The 15,988-nt window shown below is 38.7% G+C and carries 18 protein-coding genes and 1 other RNA gene; 2 read left to right on the forward strand and 17 right to left on the reverse strand.

The genetic code is table 11. From position 1 onward, the window contains the following. Positions 1-3: 3 nt before the first annotated feature. Positions 4-525, reverse strand: coding sequence for a GNAT family N-acetyltransferase (locus CRN97_RS01085; RefSeq protein ID WP_097075528.1), 522 nt, complete (start codon positions 523-525; stop codon positions 4-6). Between the two features lie 130 nt (positions 526-655). Between CRN97_RS01085 and CRN97_RS01090 the strand changes: the two genes are divergently transcribed. Continuing rightward, on the forward strand, positions 656-1,303 hold the full coding sequence (locus CRN97_RS01090) for an HAD family hydrolase (protein WP_097075529.1): 648 nt from the start codon (positions 656-658) through the stop codon (positions 1,301-1,303). An 11-nt stretch (positions 1,304-1,314) separates the two neighbouring features. Here the strand turns inward: CRN97_RS01090 and CRN97_RS01095 are convergent, their stop codons facing one another. From CRN97_RS01095 to secG, 6 genes are all read right to left on the reverse strand, one after another. Further along, positions 1,315-2,448 carry a D-alanyl-D-alanine carboxypeptidase family protein gene (locus tag CRN97_RS01095; protein WP_097075530.1) on the reverse strand — a complete coding sequence of 378 codons (1,134 nt, stop codon included), beginning with the start codon at positions 2,446-2,448 and terminating at the stop codon, positions 1,315-1,317. A 123-nt stretch (positions 2,449-2,571) separates the two neighbouring features. Next, positions 2,572-2,913, reverse strand: a transfer-messenger RNA (tmRNA) gene (ssrA, locus tag CRN97_RS01100). Between the two features lie 7 nt (positions 2,914-2,920). Further along, positions 2,921-3,463 carry a Maf family protein gene (locus tag CRN97_RS01105; RefSeq protein WP_097075531.1) on the reverse strand — a complete coding sequence of 181 codons (543 nt, stop codon included), beginning with the start codon at positions 3,461-3,463 and terminating at the stop codon, positions 2,921-2,923. Continuing rightward, positions 3,463-3,930, reverse strand: a complete 468-nt coding sequence (gene smpB / locus CRN97_RS01110) for an SsrA-binding protein SmpB (protein ID WP_044934689.1) — start codon at positions 3,928-3,930, stop codon at positions 3,463-3,465. Before smpB ends, CRN97_RS01105 begins: the two co-directional genes overlap by 1 nt. Before the next feature lie 15 nt (positions 3,931-3,945). Continuing rightward, positions 3,946-6,201 (reverse strand): ribonuclease R, encoded by a 2,256-nt coding sequence (gene rnr, locus CRN97_RS01115; RefSeq protein ID WP_097075532.1) that lies wholly within the window; start codon positions 6,199-6,201, stop codon positions 3,946-3,948. Positions 6,202-6,255: 54 nt separating this feature from the next. Then, positions 6,256-6,498: a preprotein translocase subunit SecG gene (gene secG, locus CRN97_RS01120; RefSeq protein ID WP_097075533.1), complete on the reverse strand. Its 243-nt coding sequence runs from the start codon at positions 6,496-6,498 to the stop codon at positions 6,256-6,258. A gap of 167 nt (positions 6,499-6,665) precedes the next feature. Between secG and CRN97_RS01125 the strand changes: the two genes are divergently transcribed. Then, positions 6,666-7,520: a putative ABC transporter permease gene (locus CRN97_RS01125; RefSeq protein ID WP_090393878.1), complete on the forward strand. Its 855-nt coding sequence runs from the start codon at positions 6,666-6,668 to the stop codon at positions 7,518-7,520. A gap of 46 nt (positions 7,521-7,566) precedes the next feature. On the opposite strand, the gene yajC is transcribed toward CRN97_RS01125, so the two are convergent. The 10 genes from yajC to CRN97_RS01175 form a co-directional block, all read right to left on the reverse strand. Beyond that, positions 7,567-7,923, reverse strand: a complete 357-nt coding sequence (gene yajC / locus CRN97_RS01130; RefSeq protein ID WP_097075534.1) for a preprotein translocase subunit YajC — start codon at positions 7,921-7,923, stop codon at positions 7,567-7,569. A gap of 110 nt (positions 7,924-8,033) precedes the next feature. Next, on the reverse strand, positions 8,034-9,170 hold the full coding sequence (gene tgt, locus CRN97_RS01135) for a tRNA guanosine(34) transglycosylase Tgt (RefSeq protein ID WP_097075535.1): 1,137 nt from the start codon (positions 9,168-9,170) through the stop codon (positions 8,034-8,036). Then, positions 9,167-10,261: a chorismate synthase gene (aroC, locus tag CRN97_RS01140; RefSeq protein ID WP_097075536.1), complete on the reverse strand. Its 1,095-nt coding sequence runs from the start codon at positions 10,259-10,261 to the stop codon at positions 9,167-9,169. Before aroC ends, tgt begins: the two co-directional genes overlap by 4 nt. A 60-nt stretch (positions 10,262-10,321) precedes the next feature. Further along, positions 10,322-11,377 carry a lactonase family protein gene (locus CRN97_RS01145; RefSeq protein ID WP_097075537.1) on the reverse strand — a complete coding sequence of 352 codons (1,056 nt, stop codon included), beginning with the start codon at positions 11,375-11,377 and terminating at the stop codon, positions 10,322-10,324. 21 nt (positions 11,378-11,398) lie between these two features. Continuing rightward, a complete protein-coding gene (locus CRN97_RS01150; protein ID WP_097075538.1) occupies positions 11,399-12,625 on the reverse strand; it encodes a peptidase U32 family protein in 1,227 nt (408 codons plus the stop codon). Continuing rightward, positions 12,622-13,269, reverse strand: a complete 648-nt coding sequence (locus CRN97_RS01155) for an O-methyltransferase (RefSeq protein ID WP_044934702.1) — start codon at positions 13,267-13,269, stop codon at positions 12,622-12,624. Before CRN97_RS01155 ends, CRN97_RS01150 begins: the two co-directional genes overlap by 4 nt. Position 13,270: 1 nt before the next feature. After that, complete coding sequence (locus CRN97_RS01160; RefSeq protein WP_044934705.1) at positions 13,271-14,947, reverse strand: ribonuclease J; 1,677 nt, start codon at positions 14,945-14,947, stop codon at positions 13,271-13,273. Positions 14,948-14,972: 25 nt separating this feature from the next. Then, positions 14,973-15,236: a DUF1292 domain-containing protein gene (locus tag CRN97_RS01165; RefSeq protein ID WP_044934707.1), complete on the reverse strand. Its 264-nt coding sequence runs from the start codon at positions 15,234-15,236 to the stop codon at positions 14,973-14,975. Between the two features lie 8 nt (positions 15,237-15,244). Further along, a complete protein-coding gene (gene ruvX, locus CRN97_RS01170; protein WP_044934709.1) occupies positions 15,245-15,676 on the reverse strand; it encodes a Holliday junction resolvase RuvX in 432 nt (143 codons plus the stop codon). Continuing rightward, the gene (locus tag CRN97_RS01175) at positions 15,676-15,942 is read right to left on the reverse strand and encodes an IreB family regulatory phosphoprotein (RefSeq protein WP_044934710.1); all 267 of its coding nucleotides are present in this window, start codon (positions 15,940-15,942) and stop codon (positions 15,676-15,678) included. Before CRN97_RS01175 ends, ruvX begins: the two co-directional genes overlap by 1 nt. Positions 15,943-15,988: the final 46 nt, after the last annotated feature.

Consider the following 15,988-nt stretch of genomic DNA (forward strand, 5'->3'; position numbering starts at 1 on the left):
TTATTAGTGAGGCATGTCGTTCAAATCTCCGATTTGCTTTCTATACCACACAATCCCTTTCCATTCTCCGAATTTGTAACCAATATCTGTAAAATGACCTACCTCTTCAAATCCCAAAGCCTGGTGGAACTTGATGCTAGGCTCATTGTCATCTGTAATAACTCCGTACATAAATTTATATCCCATATCAGAAAGACGCTTCTGAAGCTCACCATATAAGGCCTTTCCTATTCCAGATTGCTTAGGAACATCTGGTGCCGTATATATAGTAGTCTCCACTGAATATTTATATGCATCATGATGACGAACCCTGCCGCCATAAGCCATACCAATCACCTTGCCTTCGGAATCACAAGCAACAATGTAAGGATAATCCTTTTTTGTTTCGATAATAGACTGTTCGTAGTCTTCAACCGAGCCATTTACCTCTGTAAAAGTAACAAAAGTATTTTCAACATAGTACCCGTAGATGTCGCAAATGGCAGCGGCATCGGCAATTTCAGCCTCTCTAATATATAATTCCATCATGTCCTCCTAAATTAGCCGGTAAAAAAATCATAACAAAGGCATACTAATAATTCAATATTTTTCCTTTACAAATACCTATAATAGCTATATAACAATTAGAAGAAAATAGAAAGAAAAGGTTAATACTATGAAGTACGACACAATACTATTTGACTTAGATGGTACACTTTTGTACACACTTGAGGATTTAACTGATTCCATTAATCATACACTTACAGAATATGGATTGCCAACTCACCCAATTGAAAATGTCAGACGATTCGTTGGAAACGGACTCAGAATGTTGGTTGTAAGAGCATTACCTGATGGCGAAAATTACGATAAATTCGACCAGTTTTTCGCTGACTTTGTAGATTTCTACAACAATCACAATCGCATCAAAACAAAGCCATATGACGGCATCCTAGAAACTACTAAAGAACTATCTGAAATGGGTATCAAAATGGCAATCGTTACCAACAAGGGGCAAACAGCCAGCAACTCATTACTAGATGATTTCTTTAAGCCATATATTAATATTGTCATTGGTGATGATGGAAATCACAAAAGAAAGCCTGATCCAGAGCCTATCAATCTAGCTCTTGAAGCATTAGATATAAAAGATAAATCGTCAGTTTTATATGTTGGTGATTCTGATGTAGATGCTGCCACTGCTATTAACTCAGGGCTCGATTATATCTTATGTACATATGGATTCCGCGATATGGAAGATTTAAAGGAATTCTCACCTGTCGCATTTATCGATTCAATCAACAAAATCAAAGAATATCTATAAAAAGAAAAGGCCTACTGAGTGTAGGCCTTATATATATCTACGTGATCATAAATGCATCTCCAAGAGCTTGAAGACTTTGCTGTACAGCATATGTATTCAGTTCCATCATCAGCTATCATTGAGCTAACAGCACAGTTTCCAGATTCATCTACATATCCTGTCTTGGCGCCCTCAATGGTGCCTCCAATATCCTTATCCTCAATTCTACGCAAGAACCAATTCGATATTGTAATTCCCTCAGGATTAACATTTGTAGCCGTAGAATTATAAACCTTAGTGGTAAGAACCTCTTTGCATAACTCATTGTCCAATGCCGCCATCATAATAATAGACATATCATATGGTGTACTATAATGATCATCACTATGGAATCCTACAGGGTTTGTAAAATGAGTGCCAGTAAGTCCTAATGCCGAAACCTCTTCATTCATCATAGTAACAAAGCTATCTACATCTCCTGCTACATACATAGCCAGCTGAGCCGCAGCATCGCCACCTGAAGGAAGAATCGTTCCATAGAACAAATCCTTTACAGTAACCTCTTCATCCTCAACAAAACCAGAAGTAGAACCACCACCTGCATATGAATAATCAATAGCCTCGTGGGACATGGTAACTGTTTCATTTAGCTGCTCTTCCGTAAGATTGTTTGCTGCCACAAGTACAGTCATAACCTTTGTCATAGATGCTGGAACAATCTTTTCATAGGAATTTCTAGTACCTACTATTTCCTTCGTATCGTTGTTAATTAAAATAGCATATTCACTGACTACATCTCCGCCAATAGAAATAGTTGAACCTGTTTCTGATGCCGAGTATACGCCAGAAGAACTACTTGTTTCTTCTGATTCAGTCTCTGCCTCTGCTTCCTGATTAGGATTTTCTGAAGCACCTGTACTTACCTTAAGCCCAGTAGACTTTTCTTCAGATGCATCAGATGCCGATTCAGTAACACTTTCCTCTGCAGCAACTCGCATAGTATCATCAGTACCTTTTATATGGGAAACAATTAGACCACCGATAATAACGATGGCTAAAGAAATTGCTCCAAGCTCAGAATAAACCTGGATTCTTCGTATAAGTTTTCTTCTTTTACGATAAGCTCTACGCTCCTCGTTTGTCATGTGTCGTGTAGATTTCGCCATAATATTATTCTCCACCCTTTATGATTTAATTTTAACATCCTATAGGAACACAGACAATTCAGAACGGAATTTCTGTTAAATATAACGAAAGTCCCATTTCACAATGTGAAATGAGACTTAGAAAAGTGGACTAGACGGGAGTCGAACCCGTGTCCAAAAGCCAATTCCCGGCCCTTCTACGAGTGTAGTTTGTAATTTTACATTCCCTCCACACAGCTCTTACAAACAAGATATGTGCTTTAGTAGCTTCATGATACGCCCACTATCGCAAAGCTTTGATAGCGTCGTTTCCTACAGAGTCGAAGTCTGGATCCTAAGGTGTAGGTGCCCTAGGTCAGACTGCCGCAACTAGGCAGCGTATGCTAAATTATCTTCAGCGTTTAATTTTAAGTTTGGCCATTTAACCCATTACCGTGGGACTCGCTTCTTCCGCTGCATGACCCCTGTCGAAACCATTACTAGCCCTTACAGTTTACAGTGACCTATAAACTTTAGCCAAAGGTAAACCAACAACGTTATTGTAATCACCTTTAATCTCCTTAACTAAAACAGCACCTTTGCCCTGAATGCCATAGGCACCAGCCTTATCCATTGGCTCACCTGTAGCGATGTATTTTTCAATCAATTCAGGACTGTTCTCATACATAACAACTTCAGTACATTCTGCGAATGTATTGATATTTCCTGTCTCGTCAACGATAGCCACTCCAGTATACACCTGATGAGTATTTCCTGACAAGCGCGAAAGCATTAAAAATGCATCTTTTTCATCTTTGGGCTTTCCAAGTATCTTGCCATCGTAGGCAACAACTGTATCTGCAGCCAGAACAACCCTGCCAGGATTCTTGTCAGCGATAGCCTTTGCCTTAAGCAGACTTAAGTCCATAACGACTTCATCTGGCTTAGTTTTGTCTGTAACTTCTTCTACATTGGCAGCCTGCACTTCAAAATCGATACCGACCTGCTGTAAAAGTTCTTTTCTTCGTGGTGAGTTTGATGCAAGTATAATCTTCATTAGCCTAAATTCCTTATCTTAAAGTCTCTTTCTGCTTCGCGCTTCATATCCTTCTTCTGAATATCAGCACGCTTATCGTATAGCTTCTTACCTTTAGCCAAGGCAACCTTTACCTTTACAAGGCCATTATTAAGATAAACCTCAATAGGAACGATAGTATAACCATTTTCCTTGATTTTGCTAAGCAAGCGATTAATCTCTGACTTGTGAAGCAAAAGCTTACGAGGACGAAGTGGGTCTCTATTGAAAATGTTGCCCTTTTCATATGGATTTACGTGCATCTGATAAATAAACATCTCGCCATTATCAATACGCACAAAAGCCTCCTTTATGGAACATTGACCAAGTCGCATAGACTTGACCTCAGTTCCGTGAAGCTCTATTCCTGCCTCGTACTCTTCCTCGAGAAAGTACTCATGATATGCTTTTTTATTATTTGCAATTAGTTTTCTGCCTTCTTTATTCATAATCTTTAGCTCCAATTAAAAACGCTGAAATTCGGTAAGGATAAAATCGATAGTACGAGCTTGCTCATCTACAGAATCCAGTATTACTGTAACAGGCTGACCTAATTTAAAGGTACGCCCTGTTCGCTCGCCAACAAGTGTAAGATTCTCTTCGATAAAATCATAATGATCATCATACAATGTAGATACGTGAACCAGACCTTCAACTGTATTTTCAAGCTCAACGTACATTCCCCATCCTGTGACTGAAGAAATATTTCCAGTAAATTCCTGGCCAATAAAATTCTTCATAAACTGAACCATTTTCAGTTTATCAACTTCTCTCTCACATTCCTCAGCTCTACGCTCAAGCTTGCTTGTCTCAAGAGCTACCTGTGGAAGAAGTGATTCATAATGAGAAACCTTTCTATCGTTCATCCTTCCTCGTAAATGATCCTTTATAATACGATGAATCTGTAAATCAGGATATCTACGAATTGGTGATGTAAAGTGACAATAATACTGTGCAGCCAAACCAAAATGTCCCTTGCACTCTGTGTCGTATCTTGCCTGTTGCATACTTCTGAGAGTCATCTTTGTAATGACAGCCTCGTCCTCATGACCAGCCAAAGATTCTAACATCTTTTGGATTTCCTTTGGATGAATGCTGTCCTTATTTCCTTTAAGTGTATAACCACAAGCACCTAAGAAACGACTTAATGACTGGATTTTCTCTGGGTCTGGAGCTCCATGAACACGATATACAAATGGAGATTCCATGAGATTAAAGTGCTCTGCAACAGTTTCATTTGCAGCCAACATAAAATCTTCTATTAGTTTGTGAGCATCATTGCGCTCATATGGTGCCAGACCTACAACCTTTCCTGACTCATCGATTACTATATGAGTCTCTGGGAAATCAAAATCTATAGCTCCTCTCTTCTTACGCTTTGCGCGAAGAATCTGGGATAGCTTATACATTTGATCAATCATCTCAGTAACATCAGCATATTCGCTACGTTTAACCTCATCACCAGTCATAATAGCAAATACATCAGTATATGTCATACGATGATTGCTGTTGATTACAGATTCGCAAATATTGTGATCAATAAGCTCACCCTTTGGATTGAATGTCATGATGCAAGAAAGGGCCAATCTATCCTCTCCCTCATTCAAAGAACACATGCCATTTGAAAGGGTATGTGGAAGCATTGGAATAACTCTATCAGCAAGATAAACTGAAGTTCCTCGCTTAAGCGCTTCCACATCAAGTGCTGATGATTCCTGCACATAATTTGTAACATCAGCAATATGAACTCCAAGAACGAAATTTTCCCCATCCATTTCAAGGGAAACACCATCATCGATATCCTTAGTATCCTCACCGTCAATTGTGATGACTGTCAAATCTCTAATGTCATTTCGTCCAGCTCTATCAGCTTCAGAAACAGGCTTAGCAACATTAGTAGCCTGCTTTAAAACCTTATCTGGAAACTCAGGATCGATACCAAAACCTCTAACAATAGATAAAATATCTACTCCAGGATCATTCTTATGACCAATGATTTCAGTAATGACCCCCTCTGGCTTATGGGAATCATCGCCATAGTCATCAATGTGGCAAACTACCTTATGACCTGTAACAGCTCCCATATCCTTGCCAGCAGGAATGAAAATATCTCTATCTAATTTGTTGCTATCAGCAACTACAAAGCCAAATCCATTGCTTTTTTCATAAGTGCCCACAACATCTGAAAAACCGTGAGCAATAATACGAATAACACGAGCTTCCTGGCGTTTACCAGGAGCACCAAAGGTAAGAACAGCTGCTACTGTATCATCCTGCATAGCAAAAGCTGTGTTATCTCTGCTAACAAAATAGTCTTCGTCGCTTCCCTCAACCTCAATAAAACCATATCCATCTTTATGAGATATAAATCTGCCAATAATATCAGGCTCCAGATTCTCATTCTTTGGACGATTAGCATTCTTTGCAACCTGATTAAGAGACTGCTTCTTAGCAGCTACTTCTGCTTTTGAAGGTTTCTTTGATTTATGATCTTTTAGCTTTATGAATTTAGGTCTGTTTTCAGCAATCTGATATTTGCCACGCTTTGTAATTTCTACCTGTCCCTCGTCAACAAGCTCTTGCAGAACCTGCGCAAACTCGCTTCTTTTATCCTTCTCAACATCAAGAAGAATTTCAAGCTCCTTCTTTTTCATTGGAACATAGGCCTGACTTTTAAATACATCCATCAGAAAATGCTTTTGTTTATCGAACTCTCTCATAAACCTCCTAAACAACAAATGCCACCCTTAAAGGGTGGCAAAATAAAATCTTTCTTAAAAGCTACCAATATTCAATACTGCTGAAAGCACGAAGAATAAGATAACGCAAACTGTTGTAAGCTTAACTAATAAGCCTTCACGCGAACGTCCCTTATTACGGCTCCAGTATGAATCGAACTGCTGACCTGATAAAGAACCAAGTCCGTTCTGCTTTCCTTCCTGGAAAAGAATGATAATTGTAAGTGCCACACAAATAGCAATTAATAAAAATATAAGAACTATCTTTAATGTTTGCATAATGCCTCCCGAATAGCTAATATTTAAAAACTAAAATTGCGACCTTTCGCAACATTTGAAGTATATCATAGGGTATATTTGATTTCAAGCAAATTCAGCAAATCTGTGTCCTTTTATTTTGTCCCCAAAACAACTATACTATTACTTAACGCAAAGGAGAATAAGTTATGTTAAGTAGGTATTTTGTATTATTTATTATTTATAGTTTTATCGGCTGGATTTACGAGACGTGTTATTGCACTATACACGAAAAAGCTTGGGAAAATCGAGGCTTTTTATATGGTCCTTGTATCCCACTTTACGGAGTCGGTGCTACACTAGCCCAGATTATTTTTGTAGATTTGCCTTTCGTACATAGTAAGAGTCCTTCATATTTAACAATATTCTTAGGATGTGCCGTCGGCTCTTTCTTTCTAGAATATGGTACATCATATATCTTAGAAAAAAGATTTCACGCAAGATGGTGGGATTACAGTGATTTACCACTAAATATAAATGGACGAGTTTGCCTTATTTTTACATGCTGTTTCGGAATCGCAGGAATAATCGTAACCCAATTTATAGTGCCACCAATCGTAAGCCTTATTGTCATCATTCCTCAGATTGTCATAGAGTTACTTGCATTGATTTTTATGTTCCTATTTGGAATGGACATGGCATTAACAGTTTCCGCTCTTACCACTTTTGCCAAGGAATTTGAACGTATTAACGATCAGATTAATAATCAAATGGCTGAAAAAGTTGAAGCACTTACAACAAACCTTGCCGATGCAAAGCTTGCTAGAATAGAAAAAGCAAATGAACGCAAAGAAGCCGCTTTTGTAAAACGTGAAATGACGGCAGAAAAGCTAGAAGAAATAAAAGAACAGTTATCCAGTGAAGCTGTTAAACAATGGATTATGAACGCTACAGAAACTCAGCGTGGTCAGTTTAGGCACATTGCAAAATTCACCCATCCAGTAGCATCCACAAAATCACTATTAAACAAAGGTTCCGAATACTTACGTCATAGAAAAAAATAACAAAAATAAAGCCACCCATATGGGTGGCTTTTTTAGTCTAAATAAATTATTTAGTCTTTTCTTTTTTATCTTTCTCGTCTTCCTTTGTAGCCTTAACAGCATCCTCAGGCTTTTCAATCTGAGCGATAGCTACCTTCTGCATTGGAATACGGCAGTTCTTGTTGCTTCCGAACTCTACGATAACAGTTGTGTCATCAGGAATTGCAATAACAACACCATAAAAACCGCTTGTAGTAAGAACTGTATCACCTACAGCAAGTGTAGACATCATAGCTGTCTTTTCCTTCTGCTCCTTCTGCTGTGGACGAATCATGAAAAAGTACATGAATACAAAAAGAACTACTACCCAAATAATCAAGCTGATTGAGCTATTAGCTGCAGTTAATAAAACTGAACTGTTCATTAAACTATTCCTCCTAATCGTTGGCCCTATGGACCAGTCACTGAAATTTATTTTACATAAAGAATACTATAATCGCAAGAAAATTATGCCATTTAATATAATTTTAAGATTTACTGTTCTCCTGCTTCCATTGAGGCAAGCTTGTTTTTCTTGTAAGTAGCAAATTCTCCTGCATCTAAAGCGTTTCTAATCTCTTCCATCATTGTGTTATAGAAGTATAAATTGTGAAGAACGCAAAGTCTCATTCCAAGCATTTCCTTTGCTTTAAGCAAATGACGAATATAAGCTCTTGAGTAAGTCTTACATGCTGGACAACCACAGCCTTCTTCGATAGGTCTCATATCCTTTTCAAACTTCTGATTGAAAAGATTAAGCTTGCCATGATTTGTATATACATGACCATGACGTCCATTACGGCTAGGATATACGCAATCAAAGAAATCTACACCTCTGTCAACTGCTTCCAGAATATTAGCAGGTGTACCAACGCCCATTAAGTATGTAGGCTTATTCTGAGGTAGATATGGTACTACATGATCAAGAACATCATACATCTGTTCATGACTCTCGCCAACAGCAAGACCACCTACTGCATATCCAGGTAAATCAAGCTCTGAAATAGCCTTGGCGTGCTCGATTCTGATGTCATTATAGATTGCTCCCTGATTAATACCAAAGAGCAACTGCTCTTTATTAATTGTATCTGGCAATGAATTAAGACGAGCCATCTCTTCCTTACAACGATGAAGCCATCGTGTAGTACGAGCCACAGAATCTTCTACGTATTTACGTTCTGCAAGTGCTGGTGGGCACTCATCAAAGGCCATAGCAATTGTAGAACCAAGGTTTGACTGAATCTGCATTGATTCTTCTGGACCCATAAAGATCTTGCGGCCATCTATGTGGGAATTAAAGGTTACACCTTCTTCTTTGATTTTACGAATACCAGCAAGTGAGAACACCTGGAATCCGCCTGAATCTGTAAGGATTGGTCTATCCCATGCCATAAACTTATGAAGACCACCAAGCTCCTTAATAAGCTTATCTCCTGTACGAACATGCAAATGATAGGTGTTTGAAAGCTCCACCTGGCATTTGATATCTCTTAAATCGTCTGTAGATACAGCGCCCTTGATTGCAGCAACTGTGCCAACATTCATGAATACAGGTGTTTCGATAACACCGTGAGCAGTATGGAATCGACCTCTTTTAGCTCGACCTTCTGTTTTTAACAATTCGTATTTCAATTCTTATAAAACTCCTTAATATAATCTACTCTATCTGTCATATGTGAAAGCAACGCATCACAAATTGTAATAGCACACATAGCCTCTACCACAACTACAGCACGAGGAACAATCACAGGATCATGTCTACCATGGATTTCAATATCTACATCCTCATGTTTTTCATTAACAGTAGCCTGCACTTGAGCAATAGATGGAGTTGGCTTAATAGCGCATCGGACAATAATATCATCTCCATCTGAGATGCCGCCCAGGATACCACCACTATGATTAGTGACCTTTGTCACAACCCCGTTATCCATTCTGAAATTGTCATTATTAATGCTGCCTAGAGTCTTTGAAGCAGCAAAGCCATCACCAATTTCAACGCCTTTTACAGAGCCAACAGATACAAGAGCCTGAGCTAATTTAGCATCAAGCTTTTCAAAAACAGGATCTCCTATGCCTGCTGGAACACCAGTAATAAGACATTCGATTACTCCACCAGCGCTATCCTTGTTAAGCATACAAGCTTCCAGGTATTCTTCTGCCTTTTTAGCAGCCACTGCATCTGGCATGCAAAGCGGATTGTTGTCTCTTTCAGATAAATCAAAATCATAGATTTTAATGTCGCCAATAGACTTAGTATAGGCGCAAACGGTAATTCCAACCTCATTTAAAAGCTTGGCGCAAATAGCACCAGCTGCTACACGGCCGATAGTTTCTCTTCCAGATGAACGCCCACCACCACGGTAGTCTCTAAGCCCAAACTTTTCAATGAAGCCGTAATCAGCATGGCCAGGCCTAAAAGTAGTGGCAATATTCCCATAATCCTTCGAGTGCTGATCCTTGTTTTCAATCATCAAAGATATTGGTGTACCAGTAGTATCACCCTCAAACACACCAGAAAGAATAACAACCTCATCTCCTTCTGCTCTGGCAGTCGTATACTTAGACTGTCCAGGCTTTCTTCTATCAAGATATGGTTGAATATCTTCTTCTGAAAGCTTTAAGCCAGCAGGAAAACCATCTATAACAACGCCAAGGGCTTTGCCATGAGATTCTCCCCAAGTTGTCACTGAAATTCTATTGCCAAATGTAGACCCTGCCATATTCTCCTCCTATGAAAAAAGGGCTGCGCCTTGCAGCCCTTAGATAATACATACGATAATTTATTTTATCTTTACAACAACAATACTATTAGGCTTAGCAATTTTGATAGGTGCATTCTGCATTAAAGAATGTCCTGTCTTCTTATCAATAGTAAAGCTTCGAATTTCATTTGTATCATGATTTAGTGAAACATAATACTTATCCTTAGGCAAAACAGCAAAGCTCTTTGGATAATCTCCACTGATGAAACTGTGTGAGAAATACTTAATCTTTCCTGATCTAGCATCACGCTCATACATGCAGATAGCATTTAATCCATCAACACTGGCATATACGAACTTGCCATCCTCGCCAAATTTAATGTTTGTTCCTGTACTGATTTCCTCATCAACACCAACAAGAAGTGATACTGTCTGGATGTTTTCGAAATCAGGATGATCCTCGATAATATGATAATCGTAAACTAAAATCTCATTAGACATTTCAGTAATTACATATGCATATTTTCCATCTGGAGAAAACTTCATTTTAAGTGGAGCTGAACCCATTGCGCAACGAACAATATCAACAAGATGAAGCTTGCCCATTTCATAGTCTACTTCGTAAATCTTAATCTGATGAAGACCATTTTCTACAGCACAAAGGAATCTCTCATCTGGAGTAAGTTCAACACATGTGCAATGTGGATACAAAGGACGATCTGCTACTGATTTACCAATTCCCTGATGGAAAATACCATCAGCAATACCGCCTATGCTTCCATCCTCGTTGAGTTTCATCATTGAAACACGACCATCATGATAACCTGCTACAAAAAGATATCTGTTCTGTGAGTCAACGCAAAGGTTACAACCTCTCATACCGCCAACCCATTCCTGGTTCATCTTTTCAAGATCACCATTTTCAAGAATCTTGAAGGAAGCAACACCTTCATCTGCAATAGAATAAAGATATTTGTTATCCTTTGAATTAATGATGTCTGATGGATTGTTGATAGGAGCTACGCTCTGTTCAACCATCTTTCCTGTGTCAGGATCAACATCATAAACATAAATACCAACGCTAGTCTCATGTGTATAGGTTCCCACATAAGCCACATATTTGCTCTCTGCCATTATATTCTCCTCGTAACTAACTTATGCTTCTTTTCTTCTTAAAATGTCGAACTCATCAGGAGTAACGCTAAGCTTAATGAAAAGCTTCTGCTTTGGATGTGGACATGACTCCATATCTTCTCCCTCTTCGTTTTTGATTCCAAGAACTTCTACCTCTATATTATCTCCATTTGGCTTCATAATTTCAATAGTTTCACCAACTGAAAATTTATTACGCTGCTCAATCTCAAAGTATCCCTCTGAATTTAGCTTACCTGTAATACCAAGGTATGTATAACCTATATTATATGTGTTGTTATCATATATCTGTGATTCCTCAGATGGCTTTCCATAGAAGAATCCAGTAGTGAACTGACGATAAGTACATGCAGAAATCTGCTCCTTGTACCAATCAAGGTTAGCAAGATATTTTTCTTCGGATTCCTTGCAGTCATCAATAGCCTTGCGGTATGTACGTGCAACAGTTGCTACATAAAGAGCTGTCTTCATACGTCCTTCGATTTTAAAGCTATCGATACCAGAATCTAAAAGATCAGGAACATGCTCAATCATGCACAAATCTTTTGAATTGAAAATGTATGTACCACGCTCATTTTCGTATACTGGGAGATACTCTCCTGGACGCTGCTCCTCAACAACTGCATACTTCCAGCGACATGGATGTGTGCACTCGCCGTGATTAGCATCTCTACCTGTAAAGTAGTTTGAAAGAAGACATCTACCAGAATATGAAATGCACATAGCACCATGAATAAATGTCTCGATTTCTAAATCATCCGGAATATTTGCTCTGATTTCTTTGATTTCTTTAAGAGAGAGCTCTCTAGCTGAAACAACACGCTTCGCACCAAGTTCATACCAGAACTTATATGTACCATAATTTGTGTTGTTTGCCTGTGTGCTTATGTGACGCTCGATATCTGGGCAGATTTCCTTTGCCAACATAAATACTGCAGGGTCAGCAATAATAAGAGCATCTGGCTTAATCTCATTAAGCTCTCTAAAATATTCTTTTACGCCTTCGAGGTCTTCGTTGTGAGCAAGGATATTTGATGTAACATAAACCTTTACACCATGCTCGTGAGCAAACTTGATACCCTCAATCATATCCTCTTTAGAAAAGTTTTTAGCCTTAGCACGAAGTCCATAAACTTCTCCACCAATATAAACTGCATCAGCTCCATATATTACAGCAACCTTAAGAACTTCAAGGCTGCTTGCTGGAACTAGTAATTCTGTATCTCTCATTTTGTTCCTTTCACACTAATACTAACTCCATCCCCCAATGGCAAAATAGTTGTGTTAAATTCTCCATCATGGGTAAGTTCAAATAAGTAATCGCGCATACGTTTATGAATAGTACGATTACGTCTTGTGATTGCATATCTGGATTCGATTATATCGCCATCCTGAAGGACATTGTCTGTTACAACCACTCCTCCATCTCTAATGAGACGCTTGATCTGAGGCCAGAAATTAATGTACTGACCTTTGGCTGCATCCATGAAAATAAAATCATATGGTCCTTCCAATGTAGGAAGAATCTCCATGGCATCACCTTCTAAAAGAGTTATTTGCCCATCCTTACCTGCTCTTACAAAATTGTTGTTTGCAATAGGAATGCGAGGCTCATAGTTTTCTATTGTGGTGATGACTGCATCCTCACCAGCTGTCTCTGCCATGAGGCAAGCTGAAAAGCCAACAGCCGCACCAACCTCAAGAATCTTCTTAGGCTGGTGAAGCTTTATAAGTGTCTGTAAAAGATTTATTGTCTCTGTGCGAATAATAGGCACATATGTATCCAACGCCTCTTTCCTGATTTCTGAAAGCACCGGGCTTAGCTCAGGATAAAGACTGTTTAAGTATGTGGTATATCTTTCGTCTACAATCATTTTAAACTTCCATGATAATTGGAATAATCATAGGACGTCTCTGAGTCTCATGCCATACGAAATCAGAAAGATTGTCCCTGATATCTGCCTTAATCTTATTCCAATCTGTAATATTCTTCTCCTCAAGAACTTCCATAGTTTCTGTAAGGACTGCTCGAGCGCTTTCCATAAGGTCTTCTGAATCTCTAACATATACGAAACCACGGGATACAATATCAGGACCAGCTAATACTGTACCTGAAGCACTGTCAAGGGTAAGAACTACAATAATAATTCCATCCTCAGCAAGCTTTTGTCTATCTCTAAGAACGATGTTTCCAACATCACCAACACCGATACCATCAACCATGATAGCACCAGTGTGAACATGACCTGAAACCTTGGCATAATTATCACCAAGCTCTAATACATCGCCTGAACGAATGATTTTGATATGGTCATGATCCCATCCTAAAGACTCTGCAATACGTGCCTGAGCTGTAAGGTGCTTGTATTCACCATGAACAGGAATAGCGAACTGTGGACGTACAAGAGAATAAATAAGCTTAATCTCCTCAGCACAAGCATGTCCTGATACGTGTACATCCTGCATAACAATTTCTGCACCACGCATTGTCAAATCGTTAATTACATTTGAAACGGCCTTCTCATTTCCAGGAATTGGGTGAGAAGAAAATACAATCATATCTCCTGGCTTAATCTGAACCTTTTTATGAGTTCCATTAGCCATACGAGAAAGTGCTGCCATAGACTCGCCCTGAGAACCTGTAGTAACAAGTACTACCTTTTCATCTGGGTAAGACTTAAGTGACTCAATATCGATAAGTGTATTGTCTGGAATCTGTAGGTATCCAAGCTTTGAAGCTGTCTCAATAGTGTTGACCATTGAGCGACCTTCTACACATACCTTACGTCCGTATTTATCTGCAGAGTTGATAATCTGCTGAACACGGTCAACATTTGATGCAAATGTAGCAATAATAATTCTAGATGAATCATTATCAGCAAAGATGGAATCGATAGTCTTTCCTACTGTCTTTTCAGACGCAGTAAAACCAGGGCGCTCAGCATTTGTAGAATCGCACATAAGCGCAAGTACACCCTTTTTACCGATTTCACCAAGGCGCTGTAAATCGATTGGATCACCATAAACAGGTGTGTAATCAACTTTAAAATCGCCTGTATGGACAACGATACCAGCTGGTGAATAAATCGCAAGTGCAGCCGCATCCTGAATACTATGATTTGTACGAATGAACTCTACTCTAAATTCACCTGCGTTGATATGTGTACCATATTTAACTACCTTACGCTTAACCTTAGTAAGCATTTTGTGCTCCTCAAGCTTGTGTTCAATCAAGCCGTTTGTGAGCTTTGTCGAATAAATAGGACAAACATTAAGATCCTTAAATACATAAGGAATAGCACCTATATGATCCTCGTGACCATGGGTGATAAAAAAGCCTTTAAGCTTGTCCTGGTTCTCCTTCAGATATGTTATATCTGGAATAACCAGATCTACGCCCAACATATCATCCTCAGGAAATGAAAGTCCGCAATCCACAACAATAATACTGTCTCCATACTCGAAAGCAGTAATATTCATGCCGATCTGCTCAAGACCTCCAAGTGGAATAATCTTTAGCCTTTCAGCCTTCTGTTCAGTTTTCTTCTTCAAAAATAAACCTCCTAATTGTAATCAATTAATAATCAATGTCAGCATCGTCGCCAACTAATTCTTCAAATAATTTTGCTACTGCATCAAACTCAACATCGTCCTCAACAACATCGTAAATAACTTCACCGTTGTCTTCCGATACCTCTTTGAGAATAAATGCATCAGCGTCTTCATTTTCATCCTGGCTGTCGCATACAAGAAGATATTTTACACCTGATAACTGTGTCTCTTCGATAACATATACTGGTAAATCTTCTCCGTCAGCTCCTGATAAAATAATCTGTTCCATAAAACTCCTTATTTATCTCGATGATTGTCGAGATAGTCCTGTAATATAATTGCAGCTGCAATTTGATCAATAAATTTCTTTCTGTCTTTTTTATCAACACCAGATTCTTCAAGAATCTCGTCTGCATACATGGTAGTGAGTCTCTCATCAATGAGGACTATAGGTATATCAACACGCTTTTCTAAAAGTTCCTTGAACTTAATAGTGTCTTCACATCGAAAGCCTTCGGTATCATCCATATTTAAAGGATAACCAAGGACGATTGTAGACACTTGATATTCATCGCATAATTCTTTGATACGAACTAAAGTATGACGTAGTTTACTAGCTCTATCACGAGTAATAGTTTCTAATTCCTGTGCAGTCAAAAGTAAGGGGTCACTAATCGCGACCCCCACTGTTTTGGTTCCATAATCTAGACCAAGAATTCTGCCACTCATTACTTGCTCCAACTCTCGTTGATGATGTATTCCTTGAGTAGCTCCTCTACAAGCTCATCACGCTCAACCTTCATAATAAGGCTTCGTGCATTGTTATGACTTGTAATATATGTAGGATCACCTGACATGATATATCCTACAATCTGGTTAACAGGATTGTAGCCTTTTTCCGATAATGCTCCATAAACCTGTTCTAAAACTTCTTTTACCCCAACAGGATTTTCTTTTTGAACTTTAAAATATTGTGTGTTACTTAAATCTGCCATATCTACCTCGTATTAATAAAAATATCCCACACTAAAAATCTATTAC

The organism is Pseudobutyrivibrio ruminis DSM 9787 (assembly GCF_900218035.1).
Classification (GTDB): Bacteria; Bacillota; Clostridia; order Lachnospirales; family Lachnospiraceae; genus Pseudobutyrivibrio; species Pseudobutyrivibrio ruminis.